The organism is Escherichia sp. MOD1-EC5990, from assembly GCF_002965285.1.
Taxonomy (GTDB): domain Bacteria; phylum Pseudomonadota; class Gammaproteobacteria; order Enterobacterales; family Enterobacteriaceae; genus Escherichia; species Escherichia coli_F.
In genome coordinates this window covers 23,204-39,985 of the sequence record NZ_PTRV01000011.1, presented here as the reverse complement: position 1 = coordinate 39,985, position 16,782 = coordinate 23,204, and the positions used below count along the sequence as shown (strand labels likewise).

Genomic DNA, 16,782 nt, shown 5'->3' with positions numbered 1-16,782 from the left:
CTGGAAGATGAAGACGCGGAGTTTACGCTGCTTGTCAGTAAATAAACAGACAGCAAAATCAAAAGCGCCACGAATAATCAAAATGCCATTTCACTCTTGCTGATTGTCTGCTGACGCTGCTGAATTGAAATTACTGACCACGGATTTTCCCATCAGCAATTCGGAAAAATGACAAAAAATTGTGCAGCACATCAAACTTTTGTTCATAACTTTACGGCTTTCCTTGCGTGCTGAAACAGAAGTATTATGCTTTCTTGAAACGTTTCAGCGCGATCTTGTCTTTAACCCTAAGCCAGGTTGGCGCTTTTTTTCTCATAGAAGCTGAATCGTTTCAATTCAGCAAGAGAGGAGAACTATGTTCCAGTTATCCGTACAGGACATCCATCCGGGCGAAAAGGCCGGAGACAAAGAAGAGGCGATTCGCCAGGTCGCTGCGGCGCTGGTGCAGGCCGGTAATGTAGCTGAAGGCTACGTCAATGGCATGCTGGCGCGCGAACAGCAAACCTCTACGTTCCTCGGCAATGGTATTGCTATTCCACACGGCACTACCGACACCCGCGATCAGGTGCTGAAAACCGGCGTTCAGGTATTTCAGTTCCCGGAAGGTGTCACCTGGGGTGACGGCCAGGTAGCGTACGTGGCGATCGGTATTGCTGCCAGCTCGGATGAACATCTGGGTCTGTTACGCCAGCTGACCCACGTACTGAGCGATGATTCCGTTGCTGAACAGCTGAAGTCAGCAACGACAGCAGAAGAACTTCGCGCATTGCTGATGGGCGAAAAGCAGAGTGAGCAGCTGAAGCTCGATAACGAAATGCTGACGCTGGATATTGTCGCCAGCGATCTGCTGACGCTTCAGGCGCTTAACGCTGCGCGTCTGAAAGAAGCAGGGGCAGTTGACGCCACCTTCGTCACTAAAGCCATCAATGAACAACCGCTGAACCTCGGACAGGGCATCTGGCTGAGCGATAGCGCTGAAGGCAATTTGCGTAGCGCGATTGCGGTAAGCCGTGCGGCAAATGCTTTTGATGTGGACGGCGAAACGGCAGCCATGCTGGTGAGTGTGGCGATGAATGACGATCAGCCCGTCGCGGTTCTTAAGCGTCTCGCTGATTTGTTGCTCGACAATAAAGCTGACCGTTTGCTGAAAGCGGATGCGGCAACGTTGCTGGCGCTGCTGACCAGCGATGATGCGCCGACCGACGACGTGTTAAGCGCGGAGTTTGTGGTGCGCAATGAACACGGCCTGCATGCTCGTCCAGGTACCATGCTGGTCAATACTATTAAACAATTTAACAGTGATATTACCGTGACAAACCTTGATGGCACCGGCAAACCGGCAAACGGACGTAGTCTGATGAAAGTTGTGGCACTTGGCGTTAAGAAAGGTCATCGCCTACGCTTTACCGCCCAGGGTGCAGATGCTGAGCAGGCGCTGAAAGCCATTGGCGACGCTATCGCTGCTGGTCTTGGGGAGGGCGCATAATGAGCAGACGTGTTGCTACTATCACCCTTAATCCGGCTTATGACCTTGTTGGTTTCTGCCCGGAAATTGAACGCGGCGAAGTGAACCTGGTGAAAACCACCGGTCTGCATGCGGCGGGTAAAGGCATCAACGTGGCCAAAGTATTAAAAGACCTGGGGATTGATGTCACCGTTGGCGGCTTCCTCGGTAAAGACAATCAGGATGGTTTTCAGCAACTGTTCAGCGAGCTGGGCATTGCCAACCGTTTCCAGGTTGTACAGGGGCGCACCCGAATTAACGTTAAGCTGACGGAAAAAGACGGCGAAGTGACCGACTTCAACTTCTCGGGTTTTGAAGTTACCCCCGCCGACTGGGAACGCTTTGTGACTGATTCTCTGAGCTGGCTCGGTCAGTTCGATATGGTCTGTGTCAGCGGAAGCTTACCGTCAGGCGTCAGCCCGGAAGCGTTCACCGACTGGATGACTCGCCTGCGTAGTCAGTGTCCTTGCATTATCTTTGATAGTAGCCGTGAAGCGTTAGTGGCAGGTTTGAAAGCGGCACCGTGGCTGGTGAAACCTAACCGCCGCGAGCTGGAAATCTGGGCGGGCCGTAAACTGCCTGAAATGAAAGATGTGATTGAAGCTGCGCATGCGCTGCGTGAACAAGGTATCGCGCATGTCGTTATTTCACTGGGTGCCGAAGGCGCGCTTTGGGTTAATGCCTCCGGCGAATGGATCGCCAAACCACCGTCAGTCGATGTCGTAAGCACCGTTGGCGCAGGGGATTCTATGGTTGGTGGCCTGATTTATGGCTTGCTGATGCGTGAATCCAGTGAACACACACTGCGTCTGGCGACAGCTGTTGCAGCCCTGGCGGTAAGTCAAAGCAATGTGGGTATTACCGATCGTCCGCAGTTGGCCGCAATGATGGCGCGCGTCGACTTACAACCTTTTAACTGACAGCAGGAGAGGCATAATGAAAACGCTGCTGATTATTGACGCTAATCTCGGTCAGGCACGCGCCTATATGGCGAAGACCCTGCTGGGCGCGGCGGCGCGAAAAGCAAAACTGGAAATCATCGACAATCCGAACGACGCTGAAATGGCGATTGTTCTCGGTGATTCCATCCCGAACGACAGCGCGCTGAACGGTAAAAATGTCTGGCTGGGCGATATTTCCCGGGCAGTTGCGCACCCTGAGCTGTTCCTGAGTGAAGCCAAAGGCCATGCGAAACCTTACACTGCACCGGTCGCTGCGACAGCACCAGTTGCCACCAGCGGTCCGAAACGCGTAGTTGCGGTGACAGCTTGCCCGACTGGCGTAGCACACACATTTATGGCGGCTGAAGCCATTGAAACCGAAGCGAAAAAACGTGGCTGGTGGGTGAAAGTTGAAACCCGTGGTTCTGTTGGCGCGGGTAATGCGATCACCCCTGAAGAAGTAGCCGCAGCGGATCTGGTGATTGTGGCGGCAGATATCGAAGTGGATCTGGCGAAATTTGCTGGTAAACCGATGTATCGCACCTCTACCGGTCTGGCGCTGAAGAAAACCGCGCAGGAACTGGATAAAGCGGTTGCTGAAGCAACGCCGTATGAACCGGCGGGCAAAGCTCAAACAGCGACCACTGAAGGTAAGAAAGAGGGTGCAGGCGCTTACCGTCACTTGCTGACGGGCGTCTCTTACATGCTGCCGATGGTCGTTGCAGGTGGTCTGTGTATCGCGCTTTCTTTTGCTTTTGGTATCGAAGCGTTTAAAGAGCCGGGTACGTTGGCAGCGGCGCTGATGCAGATTGGTGGTGGTTCAGCCTTTGCGCTGATGGTGCCGGTACTGGCAGGTTACATAGCCTTCTCCATTGCCGATCGTCCGGGTCTCACGCCGGGTCTGATTGGCGGTATGCTGGCGGTCAGCACCGGTTCTGGCTTCATTGGGGGTATTATTGCGGGCTTCCTGGCTGGTTACATTGCGAAGTTAATCAGTACGCAACTGAAACTGCCACAGAGTATGGAGGCGCTGAAACCGATCCTGATCATTCCGCTAATTTCCAGTCTGGTGGTCGGTCTGGCGATGATCTACCTGATCGGTAAACCGGTTGCTGGCATTCTCGAAGGGTTGACTCACTGGCTGCAGACCATGGGGACTGCGAATGCGGTTCTGCTGGGGGCGATCCTCGGTGGCATGATGTGTACTGACATGGGCGGTCCGGTAAATAAAGCAGCGTACGCATTCGGTGTGGGTCTGCTGAGTACTCAAACCTATGGCCCGATGGCGGCGATTATGGCGGCAGGTATGGTGCCACCGCTGGCAATGGGTCTGGCAACAATGGTGGCGCGTCGCAAATTCGACAAAGCGCAGCAGGAAGGTGGCAAAGCCGCTCTGGTTCTTGGTCTGTGCTTTATTTCGGAAGGTGCAATTCCGTTTGCTGCTCGTGATCCGATGCGTGTGCTGCCGTGTTGTATCGTTGGTGGGGCGCTGACTGGCGCAATCTCAATGGCGATTGGTGCGAAACTGATGGCACCGCACGGTGGTCTGTTTGTTCTGCTGATCCCTGGCGCTATTACGCCGGTACTGGGTTACCTGGTAGCAATTATTGCCGGTACGCTGGTGGCGGGTTTGGCCTATGCCTTCCTGAAACGTCCGGAAGTGGACGCAGTAGCGAAAGCAGCGTAATAAAAGGTGTGTTACAGGGCAGAAATTTCCTGCCCTGTAACATTTGATGAGCGCAAAGGGAATGACCAGTTTGTGAATGTAATTTTATGAATTTAAATGGTTTTATCTTTCAGTAGAAACCTGAAATGTTCATCAAACACTAAGGTTATTTCCTCAAGGGCAGATTATTTTCTGCCCTTTTTAGTGTTCCTGTTCTGTGCATCCCGTCACAAATTCCTCACTTTTGTAATTCAGGCATTTAATCGCATTTTGTGAGCCTGCTCAAATCTGCCCATTTTGCCTCTCTGGCGGCAATTTACTTTACGTAAAACATGCATACTATGAGCACATGTTTAAATATGAACACATGTTTAAACCGTCTTTGCAGTATCTATATTCTTGTGGATTGACAGGGTTGGTAATTTTTTACCAGAGGACGTGCTATGCGCGAAAAGGATTATGTCGTAATTATAGGCTCGGCGAATATTGATGTCGCCGGATATTCACATGAATCATTAAATTATGCGGATTCAAATCCAGGTAAAATAAAATTTACGCCTGGTGGGGTAGGGCGCAATATTGCACAAAACCTGGCGTTGCTGGGTAATAAAGCCTGGCTACTGAGCGCCGTAGGCAGTGATTTTTATGGTCAATCGCTGCTAACGCAAACCAATCAATCTGGCGTTTATGTCGATAAATGCCTGATTGTGCCGGGAGAAAATACGTCGAGCTATTTATCATTACTCGATAATACCGGTGAAATGCTGGTTGCTATAAATGACATGAATATTAGCAACGCTATTACAGCTGAATATCTCGCACAGCACCGTGAATTTATTCAGAGGGCAAAGGTCATTGTCGCGGACTGTAATATCAGTGAAGAGGCACTGGCATGGATTCTGGATAATGCCGCCAACGTACCCATATTTGTCGATCCTGTTTCTGCGTGGAAATGTGTCAAAGTGCGCGACCGTCTAAATCTGATCCACACTCTCAAGCCAAACCGCCTTGAAGCGGAAACCCTGAGTGGGATTGCGCTGTCAGGGCGTGAAGATGTGGCAAAGGTTGCCGCCTGGTTCCATCAACATGGCCTGAACCGCCTGGTGCTGAGCATGGGCGGTGATGGTGTTTATTACAGTGATATCGGCGGTGAAAGTGGTTGGTCTGCGCCGATTAAAACCAATGTCATTAATGTTACCGGAGCGGGCGATGCCATGATGGCGGGACTTGCTTCGTGTTGGGTAGACGGAATGCCGTTTGCCGAATCTGTTCGTTTCGCACAGGGATGTTCGTCAATGGCGCTCTCCTGTGAATACACCAATAACCCCGATTTATCGATTGCCAACGTTATATCGTTAGTGGAGAACGCAGAATGTCTGAATTAAAAATTTCCCCTGAATTATTACAAATTTCCCCGGAAGTGCAGGACGCTTTAAAAAACAAAAAACCGGTTGTGGCACTGGAATCGACAATTATTTCTCACGGGATGCCATTCCCGCAAAATGCTGAGACGGCAATTGAAGTAGAAGACACAATTCGTAAGCACGGTGCTGTACCTGCAACAATCGCCATTATTGGTGGTGTCATGAAAGTAGGTTTGAGCAAAGAAGAAATTGAATTGTTAGGCCGTGAAGGACATAACGTGACGAAAGTCAGTCGCCGTGATTTACCTTTTGTCGTTGCCGCAGGAAAAAATGGCGCGACCACCGTTGCTTCAACGATGATTATCGCGGCACTGGCAGGAATTAAAGTATTTGCAACGGGGGGGATTGGTGGTGTGCATCGCGGTGCGGAACATACATTCGATATTTCTGCCGATTTACAGGAACTGGCAAATACTAATGTCACCGTTGTTTGTGCCGGTGCAAAATCTATTCTCGATTTAGGATTAACAACAGAATATTTAGAAACCTTCGGTGTACCGTTAATTGGCTATCAGACAAAAGCGCTGCCTGCGTTTTTCTGCCGTACCAGCCCATTTGAAGTCAGTATTCGCCTTGATAGTGCCACGGAAATCGCTCGTGCAATGGCAGTGAAATGGCAAACCGGTTTGAACGGCGGCCTGGTAGTGGCGAATCCGATCCCGGAGCAGTTTGCGATGCCGGAGGAATCTATCAATGCAGCCATAGATCAAGCTGTCGCCGAAGCCGAAGAGCAGGGCGTTATTGGTAAAGAAAGTACACCGTTCCTGCTGGCTCGTGTTGCTGAACTGACCGGTGGTGACAGCCTGAAATCCAACATCCAACTGGTGTTCAACAACGCCATTCTGGCGAGCGAAATTGCCAAAGAATACCAGCGTCTCGCGGGTTAATTTCTGACGGGCAGAAAGCCGTCGCCCGTACTGATCATACATACCAAAACCTGGCGCTAACGCCGGGTTTACTGGCATGAAAGGAAAATCATTATGGATATAATGAGAAGTTTGGTGGGTATGGTGGTATTGCTGGCAATTGCATTCTTATTGTCAGTGAATAAAAAAGGTATCAGCATACGCACGGTCGGGGCTGCATTGCTGCTGCAAATCGCTATTGGTGGCATTATGCTCTACTTCCCACCGGGAAAATGGGCAGTAGAGCAGGCGGCATTAGGCGTGCATAAAGTGATGTCTTACAGTGATGCCGGTAGCGCCTTCATTTTTGGTTCGCTGGTTGGGCCGAAAATGGATGTCCTGTTTGATGGCGCGGGCTTTATCTTCGCCTTTCGCGTACTTCCGGCAATTATTTTCGTCACAGCGCTCATCAGCCTGCTGTACTACATTGGCGTGATGGGGCTGCTAATCCGCATTCTTGGCAGTATTTTTCAGAAAGCCCTCAACATCAGCAAAATCGAATCTTTTGTTGCGGTTACCACTATTTTCCTCGGGCAAAATGAGATCCCGGCGATCGTTAAACCGTTTATCGATCGCATGAATCGCAACGAGCTATTTACGGCAATTTGTAGCGGGATGGCGTCCATTGCCGGTTCGATGATGATTGGTTATGCCGGAATGGGCGTACCAATTGACTACCTGTTAGCGGCATCGCTGATGGCGATCCCTGGTGGTATTTTGTTTGCACGTATTCTTAGCCCAGCCACCGAGCCTTCGCAGGTGACATTTGAAAATCTGTCGTTCAGCGAAACGCCGCCAAAAAGCTTTATCGAAGCGGCGGCGAGCGGTGCGATGACCGGGTTGAAAATCGCCGCTGGTGTGGCGACGGTGGTAATGGCGTTTGTGGCAATTATTGCGCTGATCAACGGCATTATCGGCGGAATTGGTGGCTGGTTTGGTTTTTCCAATGCCTCTCTGGAAAGTATTTTTGGCTATGTGCTGGCACCGCTGGCGTGGATCATGGGCGTGGACTGGAGTGATGCCAACCTTGCGGGTAGCCTGATTGGGCAGAAACTGGCGATTAACGAATTCGTCGCTTACCTGAGTTTCTCCCCATACCTGCAAACGGGCGGCACGCTGGAAGTGAAAACCATTGCGATTATCTCCTTTGCGCTTTGTGGTTTTGCTAACTTTGGTTCTATCGGTGTTGTCGTTGGGGCGTTTTCGGCTATTTCGCCAAAACGCGCGCCGGAAATCGCTCAGCTTGGGTTACGGGCGTTGGCAGCAGCAACGCTTTCAAACCTGATGAGTGCGACCATTGCCGGGTTCTTTATTGGTTTAGCTTGAGTTTCATTGCCGGATGTACGCGCTTATTAAGCGTTGCATCCGGCAATCGCGCTATTCCAGATTATTTTTTACTGCATCATCCCGGAGAATTTATTCTCCGGGTCCATCTCCAGCGCCAGCCCTAACAACTGCTTTCTGTTTTTAATCAGATACCCTTTCTTGCTTTTAATTAATAAACCGTCATGAATGAATTGCGCGAGAACATATAAAAGATGTCGATAAGAAACGCCCAAATACTCTGCCGCTTGCGTATGCTTTTCTTGATAAAGATCACCTTCCTGCGAGAGTAATATAAAAGCTGCCAGGCGATTCATTAACGGAAATGATTGATTCTGAGTTAAAGAAACAATATTACGATAATTTTTATGACTTAAGGTGACGCAGAGTTTTCGTAAAAATAGCGTATCGTTTAATAACAGCGGGCGGTAATGTTTCATAGGGAGCGCAAGGCACCAACACTCTTCAATCGCCTGTACCGCTCGTGGTTCATGATCTTTATCGATTAACTCAATCTCGCCAATAAAACAGGGTGCAGCAAAGAAATCAATCAGCGACACGCGACCATTAGCAAGCGTGGCGTAAAGCCTGGCGCGGCCTCGCGTCAGGTAAAACAGCCATGACGGCTGTTGCCCTTCCTGCACAATGTAGTCACGCGCTAAAAAATGAAACAGCCGTGTATCGGCTGAAACATCCGTTGAAAAGCAATCCTTATACGCGGACTCACTCATCAATTGCTGCTTAAGATCATTATTGTGGATTTCTTTCACGATGTTTATCCGCTATGAGATTTCTCATATTTAGCATACGTACGCTGTTGTTAAGATTCAATCATCGGCCCGGTCGAATTTTCTTTGCTGTAGAAAAAATAACGCAACTGGAAACAGAGGAAATAAACAATGGAAAAGAGAAAAATTATTCTGGATTGTGATCCGGGTCATGATGATGCTATTGCCATAATGATGGCCGCGAAACATCCGGTGATTGATTTATTAGGTATCACTATTGTGGCGGGGAATCAAACCCTCGATAAAACATTAATTAATGGCCTGAATGTTTGCCAGAAACTGGAGATTAATGTTCCGGTTTATGCGGGGATGCCGCAACCCATTATGCGTCAACAAATCGTTGCCGATAATATTCACGGTGAAACCGGACTTGATGGCCCGGTATTCGAGCCGCTGACCCGCCAGGCAGAAAGTACCCATGCGGTGAAATATATCATCGATACCCTGATGGCAAGCGATGGCGATATCACTCTGGTGCCGGTTGGTCCGCTTTCAAATATCGCGGTGGCAATGCGTATGCAGCCCGCAATCCTGCCGAAAATCCGTGAAATTGTACTGATGGGCGGCGCTTACGGTACTGGCAACTTCACCCCATCTGCCGAGTTCAACATCTTTGCTGACCCGGAAGCGGCACGTGTGGTGTTCACCTCCGGCGTTCCATTAGTAATGATGGGCCTCGATCTCACCAACCAGACCGTTTGCACCCCGGACGTGATTGCACGAATGGAAAGGGCAGGCGGCCCTGCCGGAGAGCTGTTCAGCGACATCATGAACTTCACTCTCAAAACTCAGTTCGAAAACTACGGCCTAGCTGGCGGCCCGGTGCATGACGCCACCTGTATCGGTTATCTGATTAACCCCGATGGCATTAAAACCCAGGAGATGTACGTCGAAGTGGACGTCAACAGTGGCCCTTGTTACGGGCGTACCGTCTGCGACGAGCTGGGCGTTCTTGGCAAGCCCGCCAATACCAAAGTCGGCATCACTATTGATACCGACTGGTTCTGGGGATTAGTCGAAGAGTGCGTGCGCGGCTACATCAAAACCCATTAAGTGTTGATAACAAGCCGGGACAGTATCGCAAGATGCAAGCCTGGCTATTTCTGATGGGCAGAAAGCCGTCGCCCAAAATGACATGAAGAGATAATAACTATGGATGTCATGAGAAGTGTTCTGGGAATGGTGGTACTGCTGGCAATTGCGTTTTTGCTGTCAGTAAACAAGAAGAAGATCAGCCTGCGTACCGTTGGCGCGGCGTTAGTGTTACAGGTCGTGATTGGCGGCATTATGCTTTGGTTACCGCCAGGGCGTTGGGTCGCAGAAAAAGTCGCTTTTGGCGTGCATAAAGTGATGGCGTACAGCGACGCAGGTAGCGCATTTATCTTCGGTTCTCTGGTTGGACCGAAAATGGACACCTTATTTGATGGCGCAGGATTTATCTTTGGTTTCAGGGTATTACCGGCAATTATCTTCGTTACAGCACTGGTGAGTATTCTCTACTACATCGGTGTGATGGGGATCTTAATTCGCATTCTCGGCGGTATATTCCAGAAAGCGTTAAATATCAGCAAGATCGAGTCATTCGTCGCGGTCACTACCATTTTCCTCGGGCAAAACGAAATTCCGGCAATCGTCAAACCCTTTATCGATCGTCTGAATCGCAATGAATTATTTACAGCGATTTGTAGCGGGATGGCCTCGATTGCTGGTTCGACAATGATTGGTTACGCCGCACTGGGCGTGCCTGTGGAATATCTGCTGGCGGCATCGTTAATGGCTATCCCTGGCGGGATCTTGTTTGCCCGCATGTTAAGTCCGGCTACGGAATCTTCGCAGGTTTCCTTTAATAACCTCTCTTTCACCGAAACACCGCCAAAAAGCATTATTGAAGCCGCTGCTACAGGGGCAATGACCGGGCTGAAAATCGCTGCAGGTGTGGCGACAGTGGTGATGGCATTTGTCGCCATCATTGCGTTGATCAACGGTGTTATCGGCGGCGTTGGTGGCTGGTTTGGTTTTGAACATGCCTCGCTGGAGTCCATTTTAGGTTACCTGCTGGCCCCGCTGGCGTGGGTGATGGGGGTTGACTGGAGTGATGCGAATCTTGCCGGGAGTTTGATTGGACAGAAACTGGCGATTAATGAATTTGTCGCTTACCTCAATTTCTCACCTTATCTGCAAACAGCTGGCACTCTGGATGCTAAAACCGTGGCGATTATTTCCTTCGCGTTGTGCGGATTCGCTAACTTTGGTTCTATCGGGGTGGTGGTTGGCGCATTTTCTGCGGTTGCGCCACACCGTGCGCCGGAAATCGCCCAGCTTGGTTTACGCGCGCTGGCGGCGGCGACACTTTCTAACCTGATGAGTGCCACCATTGCAGGATTCTTTATTGGCTTAGCGTAGTGCGCGAGTTATGAGCCGGATAAGACGCGGTCAAGCGTCGAATCCGGCAAGATTGTTACACCATCGGCACTAATGAAAGCGCGTTATCGGCAGACAGGGTAGGGTTGTTTAAGCTGCCGCTGGCGCGTGAAATTGCCGCGCAGGCCATCGCAAAACGGGCACTATCACGGAAACTGCTTCCTTCCAGAAAGCTATACACCAGGCCCGCCATAAAACCATCGTCAGCACCAAAACTGTCTACCGTCGTATGCGCTGGCGCAGTCAGCAAAAATTGTTCGCCATCCTTTTGGCTGCAATAAACAGACTCATCGGGCAAATAAACAAACAGTTGCTGAACGCCTTGCTGATGCAACGCATTCACTGCGGCATTACGATCAGCATCGCGGGTTATCGGCTGGCCCCATAAAATTTCCAGCTCCGGCAAAGTGGGTTTCAGAGTGTGAATATGCGCCAGCCAGTGTTTGATTTTGCCCGCTTTGAATTCTGAAACGGTATCGACAAACACCGGGATTTCATCAGCGAGGGTAAAGACCCACTCCAGCGCCTCGGCTGTCAGGTTGCAATCAGCCAGTACCACGCCCGCATGACGAAGTAAATCGCGCGACCCGTTCAGTAGTTGCGGTGTCAACTGATCCAGCAGATGGGTATCGTTAATCGCCAGCACGGTTTGATCGTCTCGATTGGCAATTGCCAGATACGTCGATGTGCTTTGACCATGTAAACGAACGCAGCCGGAGACATTCACGCCGGCGCGGCGCGTTTCTTCCAGGAGCATTTCGCCATAAAAGTCATCGCCAATCACTGAAAGCAAATGGACGTCGCGGCCTAACAGCGCCAGATTGTGGGCGATATTGCGTCCAACGCCGCCTGCCGAGCAATGAATTGTACCGGGATGAGAAGCCGCTTGCGGGTAACGGATATCCGCCATCCCGCGAATATCCATATTGATTGTCCCCACCACTACGCAGTATTCCTGCTCGGTGAGAATGTAACCTTTGCCTTTAATCCGACCTTTGCGCATTAAATCCATAATATGCGCTGCAACACGCGAACGGCTGATTTGCAGCATATCCGCAATTTCGTTCTGCTGAATCAGCGGGTTACGCCTTAATATTGCAAGGATCTCCTTCTCCCGGTTATTCATCTTCAGGCTACCGCTTTTTCAGTTTGTTGCGCTTTCAGCCAGGCGATCTCTTCTGCCCAGATATCCGGGTTGATGGTTTCAAGGATCAGCGGAATGCCGTCGAAACGGTCGTCCTGCATGATCCAGCGGAACGCATCATGACCGATATTGCCTTCACCGAGGCTATGATGGCGGTCAACGCGGCTGCCAAAGGTGCTTTTCGCATCGTTAAGGTGCATCCCGCGCAGATACTTAAAGCCGACAATACGGGCAAAATCCGCGAACGTTTTCTCGCATTCGGCAGGAGTACGCAAATCATACCCGGCAGCAAAAGCATGGCAGGTATCAATGCAGACGCCGACGCGGGATTTATCTTCCACGCCGTCGATAATCGCCGCGAGATGTTCGAATTTAAACCCTAAATTGCTGCCCTGACCGGCGGTGTTTTCAATCACCGCTGTCACACCTTGAGTTTTATCCAGCGCAATGTTGATGGATTCGGCAATACGCGCAAGGCAATCCTCTTCTGAAATCTGCATCAGATGGCTGCCAGGGTGGAAGTTGAGCAAAGAAAGCCCCAGCTGTTCGCAACGCTGCATTTCATCTATAAACGCATCGCGCGATTTTTCCAGAGCTTCAGCGACCGGATGTCCGAGGTTAATCAGATAACTGTCGTGGGGAAGAATTTGCGCCGATGTGTAGTGATATTTTTCACAGGCGGCTTTGAATTCATCGATGGTTTGCGTCGTGAGCGGTGCGGCACGCCACTGACGTTGGTTTTTGGTGAACAAGGCAAACGCGGTTGCGTCGATTTCGGCGGCGCGAATTGCGGCATTTGCCAGACCGCCAGCAGCACTAACGTGCGCTCCAATGTATTTCATGCGAGGACTCCTGTTAAACCCGCTGGAGGAAAACGGTAATGATAGCGGGTTAACAGGAGCAAGATGTAGTGGTTTATGCGATGACGCTTTGAATCACATAGTTAATCGCACCACCACCAACAATCAGCCAGGCAAACAGTACCAGAGCCATCAGCAGAGGTTTCGCCCCGGCTTTTTTCAGCGCGCTGACGTGAGTGGTCAGACCCAGCGCCGCCATCGCCATTGCCAGCAGGAAGGTATCCAGCGTTACCAGCATATTCACTACGCTCTGCGGTAACAGGTGGAACGAGTTAAAGATGGCAACTACGATGAACAAGATGGCAAACCACGGAATAGTGATTTTGCTTTTCTCGCCGCTGTTCGCCCCAGACAGCTGTTTAACACGCGCCGCCAGCAGGATGAGGAACGGAGCCAGCATCATCACGCGCAGCATTTTGGAAATAACTGCTGCGTTTTCTGCATCCGGGCTGATGGCATGACCTGCCGCCACCACCTGCGCCACTTCGTGCACAGTAGAACCAATGTAGATACCGAAAGTTTCCGGACTAAACCATTGAGACATCAGCGGATATATCGCCGGGTAGAGGAAAATCGCGACGGTCCCGAAGATAACAACGGTTGCAACAGCCACGGTTACTTTACTGGCTTCCGCTTTCACTACCGGCTCAGTCGCCAGTACCGCGGCAGCACCACAGATACTGCTACCGGCACCGATCAACCAGCTGGTGTGCTTATCCAGACCAAACACTTTCTGCCCCAGGAAGCAAGCCAGCAGGAAGGTACTGGACAGCGTCAACACGTCAATGATGATCCCACTGATACCGACATCGGCAATTTGCGAGAACGTCAGACGGAAGCCATAAAGAATGATACCCAGACGTAATAAATATTGCTTGGCAAACAGCACGCCACCGTCACAGCTTTTCCAGATGTGCGGATAGATGGTGTTGCCTAAAACCATCCCCAACAAGATTGCGAGGGTGAGGGCACTAAACCCGGCACCCGCAACCGCGGGAATGGAACCACCCCACAGGGCGACCCCGGTGATAACTGCACTCAGGGCTAACCCCGGAATAAAATGCCACAGTGTACGATGTTGTTTCTGTAAGGTGATATTCGTCATAACCCTCTCCTTTAACCGGGCATAAGGTTACGACTAACTGGTTTAAAAATAAAATTGATTATATATTTATAATCAATCTTTATAAGTGGTAAGCGACTATGCACATCACCCTCCGGCAGTTGGAAGTTTTTGCAGAAGTATTGAAAAGTGGATCAACCACCCAGGCGTCGGTGATGCTGGCGTTGTCGCAATCAGCAGTGAGCGCAGCCTTGACTGACCTGGAAGGGCAGCTTGGCGTGCAACTGTTTGATCGCGTGGGGAAAAGACTGGTTGTTAATGAACACGGGCGGCTGCTCTATCCGCGTGCGTTGGCACTGCTTGAACAGGCGATTGAAATCGAACAACTGTTTCGCGAAGACAACGGCGCGATTCGTATCTATGCCAGTAGTACTATCGGTAACTACATTCTGCCTGCAGTCATTGCCCGTTATCGCCATGATTATCCGCAGTTGCCGATTGAACTTAGCGTTGGGAACAGCCAGGACGTGATGCAAGCGGTGCTGGATTTCCGCGTTGATATTGGCTTTATTGAAGGACCGTGCCACAGCACTGAAATCATCTCTGAACCGTGGCTGGAAGACGAGCTGGTGGTTTTCGCCGCGCCGACTTCGCCGTTGGCTCGTGGTCCGGTCACCTTAGAGCAGCTGGCCGCTGCGCCGTGGATCCTGCGTGAACGCGGTTCCGGCACGCGGGAGATTGTCGATTATCTGTTGCTGTCACATTTACCGAAGTTTGAGATGGCGATGGAGTTAGGTAACTCCGAGGCAATCAAACATGCGGTGCGTCATGGATTGGGAATTAGTTGCCTGTCGCGACGGGTCATTGAAGATCAATTGCAGGCAGGCACATTAAGTGAAGTTGCGGTCCCTCTGCCGCGCCTGATGCGTACGTTGTGGCGTATACATCATCGGCAAAAACACCTTTCCAACGCGCTACGGCGCTTTCTGGACTATTGCGATCCCGCGAATGTACCGCGTTAAGTTGCTGTACAAGAACATGCTGGTGCTGTGTCGATTTCGTGACGCAGCGCCCGCAGCATGCATTCGCCAGAAAAGAGATTGGCTGCTTTACTTATAATCCCGGGGCGATCATGAAGGTGTCTTATAACCGTGTATTTCTGCCGGAAGGATTGCCAATCGTCTGCTACAATCGCGCCTCATTTTTAAGATGGATAGCATTTTTGTATGGTTTCCGAAACTAAAACCACAGAAGCGCCGGGCTTACGCCGTGAATTAAAGGCGCGTCACCTGACGATGATTGCCATTGGCGGTTCCATCGGTACAGGTCTTTTTGTTGCCTCTGGCGCAACGATTTCTCAGGCAGGTCCGGGCGGGGCATTGCTCTCGTATATGCTGATTGGCCTGATGGTTTACTTCCTGATGACCAGTCTCGGCGAACTGGCTGCATACATGCCGGTTTCCGGTTCGTTTGCCACTTACGGTCAGAACTATGTTGAAGAAGGCTTTGGCTTTGCGCTGGGCTGGAACTACTGGTACAACTGGGCTGTGACTATTGCCGTTGACCTGGTTGCTGCGCAGCTGGTTATGAGCTGGTGGTTCCCGGATACACCCGGTTGGATCTGGAGTGCGCTGTTCCTCGGCGTTATCTTCCTGCTGAACTACATTTCGGTCCGTGGCTTTGGTGAAGCAGAATACTGGTTCTCACTGATCAAGGTTACGACGGTTATTGTCTTTATTGTTGTCGGCGTGCTGATGATTATCGGTATCTTCAAAGGCGCACAGCCTGCGGGCTGGAGCAACTGGACAATCGGCGAAGCACCGTTTGCTGGTGGTTTTGCGGCAATGATCGGCGTGGCAATGATTGTCGGCTTCTCTTTCCAGGGTACCGAGCTGATCGGTATTGCTGCAGGCGAGTCCGAAGATCCGGCGAAAAACATTCCACGCGCGGTACGTCAGGTGTTCTGGCGAATCCTGTTGTTCTATGTGTTCGCGATCCTGATCATCAGCCTGATTATTCCGTACACCGATCCGAGCCTGCTGCGTAATGATGTGAAAGACATTAGCGTTAGCCCGTTCACCCTGGTATTCCAACACGCGGGTCTGCTCTCTGCGGCGGCGGTGATGAACGCTGTTATTCTGACGGCGGTGCTGTCAGCGGGTAACTCCGGTATGTATGCGTCTACTCGTATGTTGTACACCCTGGCGTGTGACGGTAAAGCGCCGCGCATTTTCGCTAAATTGTCGCGTGGTGGCGTGCCGCGTAACGCGCTGTATGCGACGACGGTGATTGCCGGTCTGTGCTTCCTGACCTCGATGTTTGGTAACCAGACGGTATACCTGTGGTTGCTGAACACCTCTGGTATGACAGGCTTTATTGCCTGGCTGGGGATTGCGATTAGCCACTACCGCTTCCGTCGCGGTTACGTATTGCAGGGACACGACATTAACGATCTGCCGTACCGTTCAGGCTTCTTCCCACTGGGGCCGATCTTCGCATTCATTCTGTGTCTGATTATTACTTTGGGCCAGAACTACGAAGCGTTCCTGAAAGACACCATTGACTGGGGCGGCGTAGCGGCAACATATATTGGTATCCCGCTGTTCCTGATTATCTGGTTCGGATACAAGCTGATTAAAGGAACTCACTTCGTACGCTACAGCGAAATGAAGTTCCCGCAGAACGATAAGAAATAAGTTTCCTCCCTTCCTTGCTAAGCCCTCTCAACCGAGAGGGCTTTTTC

14 protein-coding genes are annotated in these 16,782 nt (G+C 50.9%); 10 read left to right on the top strand and 4 right to left on the bottom strand.

All coding sequences use genetic code 11. From position 1 onward, the window contains the following. Window positions 1-355 precede the first annotated feature (355 nt). The 6 genes from fruB (at window position 356) to BEB42_RS14495 (ending at window position 7,766) form a co-directional block, all read left to right on the top strand. Window positions 356-1,486: a fused PTS fructose transporter subunit IIA/HPr protein gene (gene fruB / locus BEB42_RS14520; protein ID WP_000487253.1), complete on the top strand. Its 1,131-nt coding sequence runs from the start codon at window positions 356-358 to the stop codon at window positions 1,484-1,486. After that, complete coding sequence (gene fruK / locus BEB42_RS14515) at window positions 1,486-2,424, top strand: 1-phosphofructokinase (protein WP_000091263.1); 939 nt, start codon at window positions 1,486-1,488, stop codon at window positions 2,422-2,424. The genes fruB and fruK overlap by 1 nt, the downstream gene beginning before the upstream one ends. A gap of 16 nt (window positions 2,425-2,440) precedes the next feature. Continuing rightward, a complete protein-coding gene (gene fruA / locus BEB42_RS14510) occupies window positions 2,441-4,132 on the top strand; it encodes a PTS fructose transporter subunit IIBC (protein ID WP_000854458.1) in 1,692 nt (563 codons plus the stop codon). A gap of 422 nt (window positions 4,133-4,554) precedes the next feature. Then, on the top strand, window positions 4,555-5,496 hold the full coding sequence (locus BEB42_RS14505; protein WP_001208127.1) for a pseudouridine kinase: 942 nt from the start codon (window positions 4,555-4,557) through the stop codon (window positions 5,494-5,496). Continuing rightward, entirely contained in the window at window positions 5,484-6,422 is a 939-nt protein-coding gene (gene psuG / locus BEB42_RS14500; RefSeq protein ID WP_001292440.1) for a pseudouridine-5'-phosphate glycosidase, read from the top strand. Before BEB42_RS14505 ends, psuG begins: the two co-directional genes overlap by 13 nt. Before the next feature lie 93 nt (window positions 6,423-6,515). Next, window positions 6,516-7,766: a NupC/NupG family nucleoside CNT transporter gene (locus BEB42_RS14495; RefSeq protein ID WP_000353869.1), complete on the top strand. Its 1,251-nt coding sequence runs from the start codon at window positions 6,516-6,518 to the stop codon at window positions 7,764-7,766. A gap of 68 nt (window positions 7,767-7,834) precedes the next feature. Here the strand turns inward: BEB42_RS14495 and BEB42_RS14490 are convergent, their stop codons facing one another. Further along, a complete protein-coding gene (locus tag BEB42_RS14490; protein WP_000658613.1) occupies window positions 7,835-8,533 on the bottom strand; it encodes a transcriptional regulator YeiL in 699 nt (232 codons plus the stop codon). Window positions 8,534-8,662: 129 nt separating this feature from the next. Here BEB42_RS14490 and rihB point away from each other — a divergent pair, with 129 nt between their 5' ends. After that, a complete protein-coding gene (gene rihB, locus BEB42_RS14485) occupies window positions 8,663-9,604 on the top strand; it encodes a ribosylpyrimidine nucleosidase (RefSeq protein WP_000415439.1) in 942 nt (313 codons plus the stop codon). A 99-nt stretch (window positions 9,605-9,703) separates the two neighbouring features. Further along, window positions 9,704-10,954, top strand: a complete 1,251-nt coding sequence (locus tag BEB42_RS14480; protein ID WP_000382948.1) for a NupC/NupG family nucleoside CNT transporter — start codon at window positions 9,704-9,706, stop codon at window positions 10,952-10,954. Window positions 10,955-11,009: 55 nt separating this feature from the next. Here the strand turns inward: BEB42_RS14480 and BEB42_RS14475 are convergent, their stop codons facing one another. The 3 genes from BEB42_RS14475 to BEB42_RS14465 all read right to left on the bottom strand — a co-directional run bounded on the left by BEB42_RS14475 (window position 11,010) and on the right by BEB42_RS14465 (window position 14,081). Next, entirely contained in the window at window positions 11,010-12,098 is a 1,089-nt protein-coding gene (locus tag BEB42_RS14475) for a sugar kinase (RefSeq protein ID WP_001064991.1), read from the bottom strand. 2 nt (window positions 12,099-12,100) lie between these two features. Further along, window positions 12,101-12,958, bottom strand: a complete 858-nt coding sequence (gene nfo, locus BEB42_RS14470) for a deoxyribonuclease IV (protein WP_000873880.1) — start codon at window positions 12,956-12,958, stop codon at window positions 12,101-12,103. 73 nt (window positions 12,959-13,031) lie between these two features. After that, on the bottom strand, window positions 13,032-14,081 hold the full coding sequence (locus tag BEB42_RS14465; protein WP_000182053.1) for a YeiH family protein: 1,050 nt from the start codon (window positions 14,079-14,081) through the stop codon (window positions 13,032-13,034). Window positions 14,082-14,179: 98 nt separating this feature from the next. On the opposite strand from BEB42_RS14465, the gene yieE reads away from it, so the two are divergent. Continuing rightward, window positions 14,180-15,061, top strand: a complete 882-nt coding sequence (gene yieE, locus BEB42_RS14460) for a DNA-binding transcriptional regulator YeiE (RefSeq protein WP_000548286.1) — start codon at window positions 14,180-14,182, stop codon at window positions 15,059-15,061. 204 nt (window positions 15,062-15,265) lie between these two features. Further along, the gene (gene lysP, locus BEB42_RS14450) at window positions 15,266-16,735 is read left to right on the top strand and encodes a lysine-specific permease (RefSeq protein WP_000253276.1); all 1,470 of its coding nucleotides are present in this window, start codon (window positions 15,266-15,268) and stop codon (window positions 16,733-16,735) included. Window positions 16,736-16,782 lie beyond the last annotated feature (47 nt).

Bases quoted from the DNA above. Each gene is read 5' to 3' on its own strand.
- fruB (WP_000487253.1), top strand. From the start codon at position 356: ATGTTCCAGTTATCCGTACAGGACATCCATCCGGGCGAAAAGGCCGGA.
- fruK (WP_000091263.1), top strand. From the start codon at position 1,486: ATGAGCAGACGTGTTGCTACTATCACCCTTAATCCGGCTTATGACCTT.
- fruA (WP_000854458.1), top strand. From the start codon at position 2,441: ATGAAAACGCTGCTGATTATTGACGCTAATCTCGGTCAGGCACGCGCC.
- BEB42_RS14505 (WP_001208127.1), top strand. From the start codon at position 4,555: ATGCGCGAAAAGGATTATGTCGTAATTATAGGCTCGGCGAATATTGAT.
- psuG (WP_001292440.1), top strand. From the start codon at position 5,484: ATGTCTGAATTAAAAATTTCCCCTGAATTATTACAAATTTCCCCGGAA.
- BEB42_RS14495 (WP_000353869.1), top strand. From the start codon at position 6,516: ATGGATATAATGAGAAGTTTGGTGGGTATGGTGGTATTGCTGGCAATT.
- rihB (WP_000415439.1), top strand. From the start codon at position 8,663: ATGGAAAAGAGAAAAATTATTCTGGATTGTGATCCGGGTCATGATGAT.
- BEB42_RS14480 (WP_000382948.1), top strand. From the start codon at position 9,704: ATGGATGTCATGAGAAGTGTTCTGGGAATGGTGGTACTGCTGGCAATT.
- BEB42_RS14475 (WP_001064991.1), bottom strand. From the start codon at position 12,098: ATGAATAACCGGGAGAAGGAGATCCTTGCAATATTAAGGCGTAACCCG.
- nfo (WP_000873880.1), bottom strand. From the start codon at position 12,958: ATGAAATACATTGGAGCGCACGTTAGTGCTGCTGGCGGTCTGGCAAAT.
- BEB42_RS14465 (WP_000182053.1), bottom strand. From the start codon at position 14,081: ATGACGAATATCACCTTACAGAAACAACATCGTACACTGTGGCATTTT.
- yieE (WP_000548286.1), top strand. From the start codon at position 14,180: ATGCACATCACCCTCCGGCAGTTGGAAGTTTTTGCAGAAGTATTGAAA.
- lysP (WP_000253276.1), top strand. From the start codon at position 15,266: ATGGTTTCCGAAACTAAAACCACAGAAGCGCCGGGCTTACGCCGTGAA.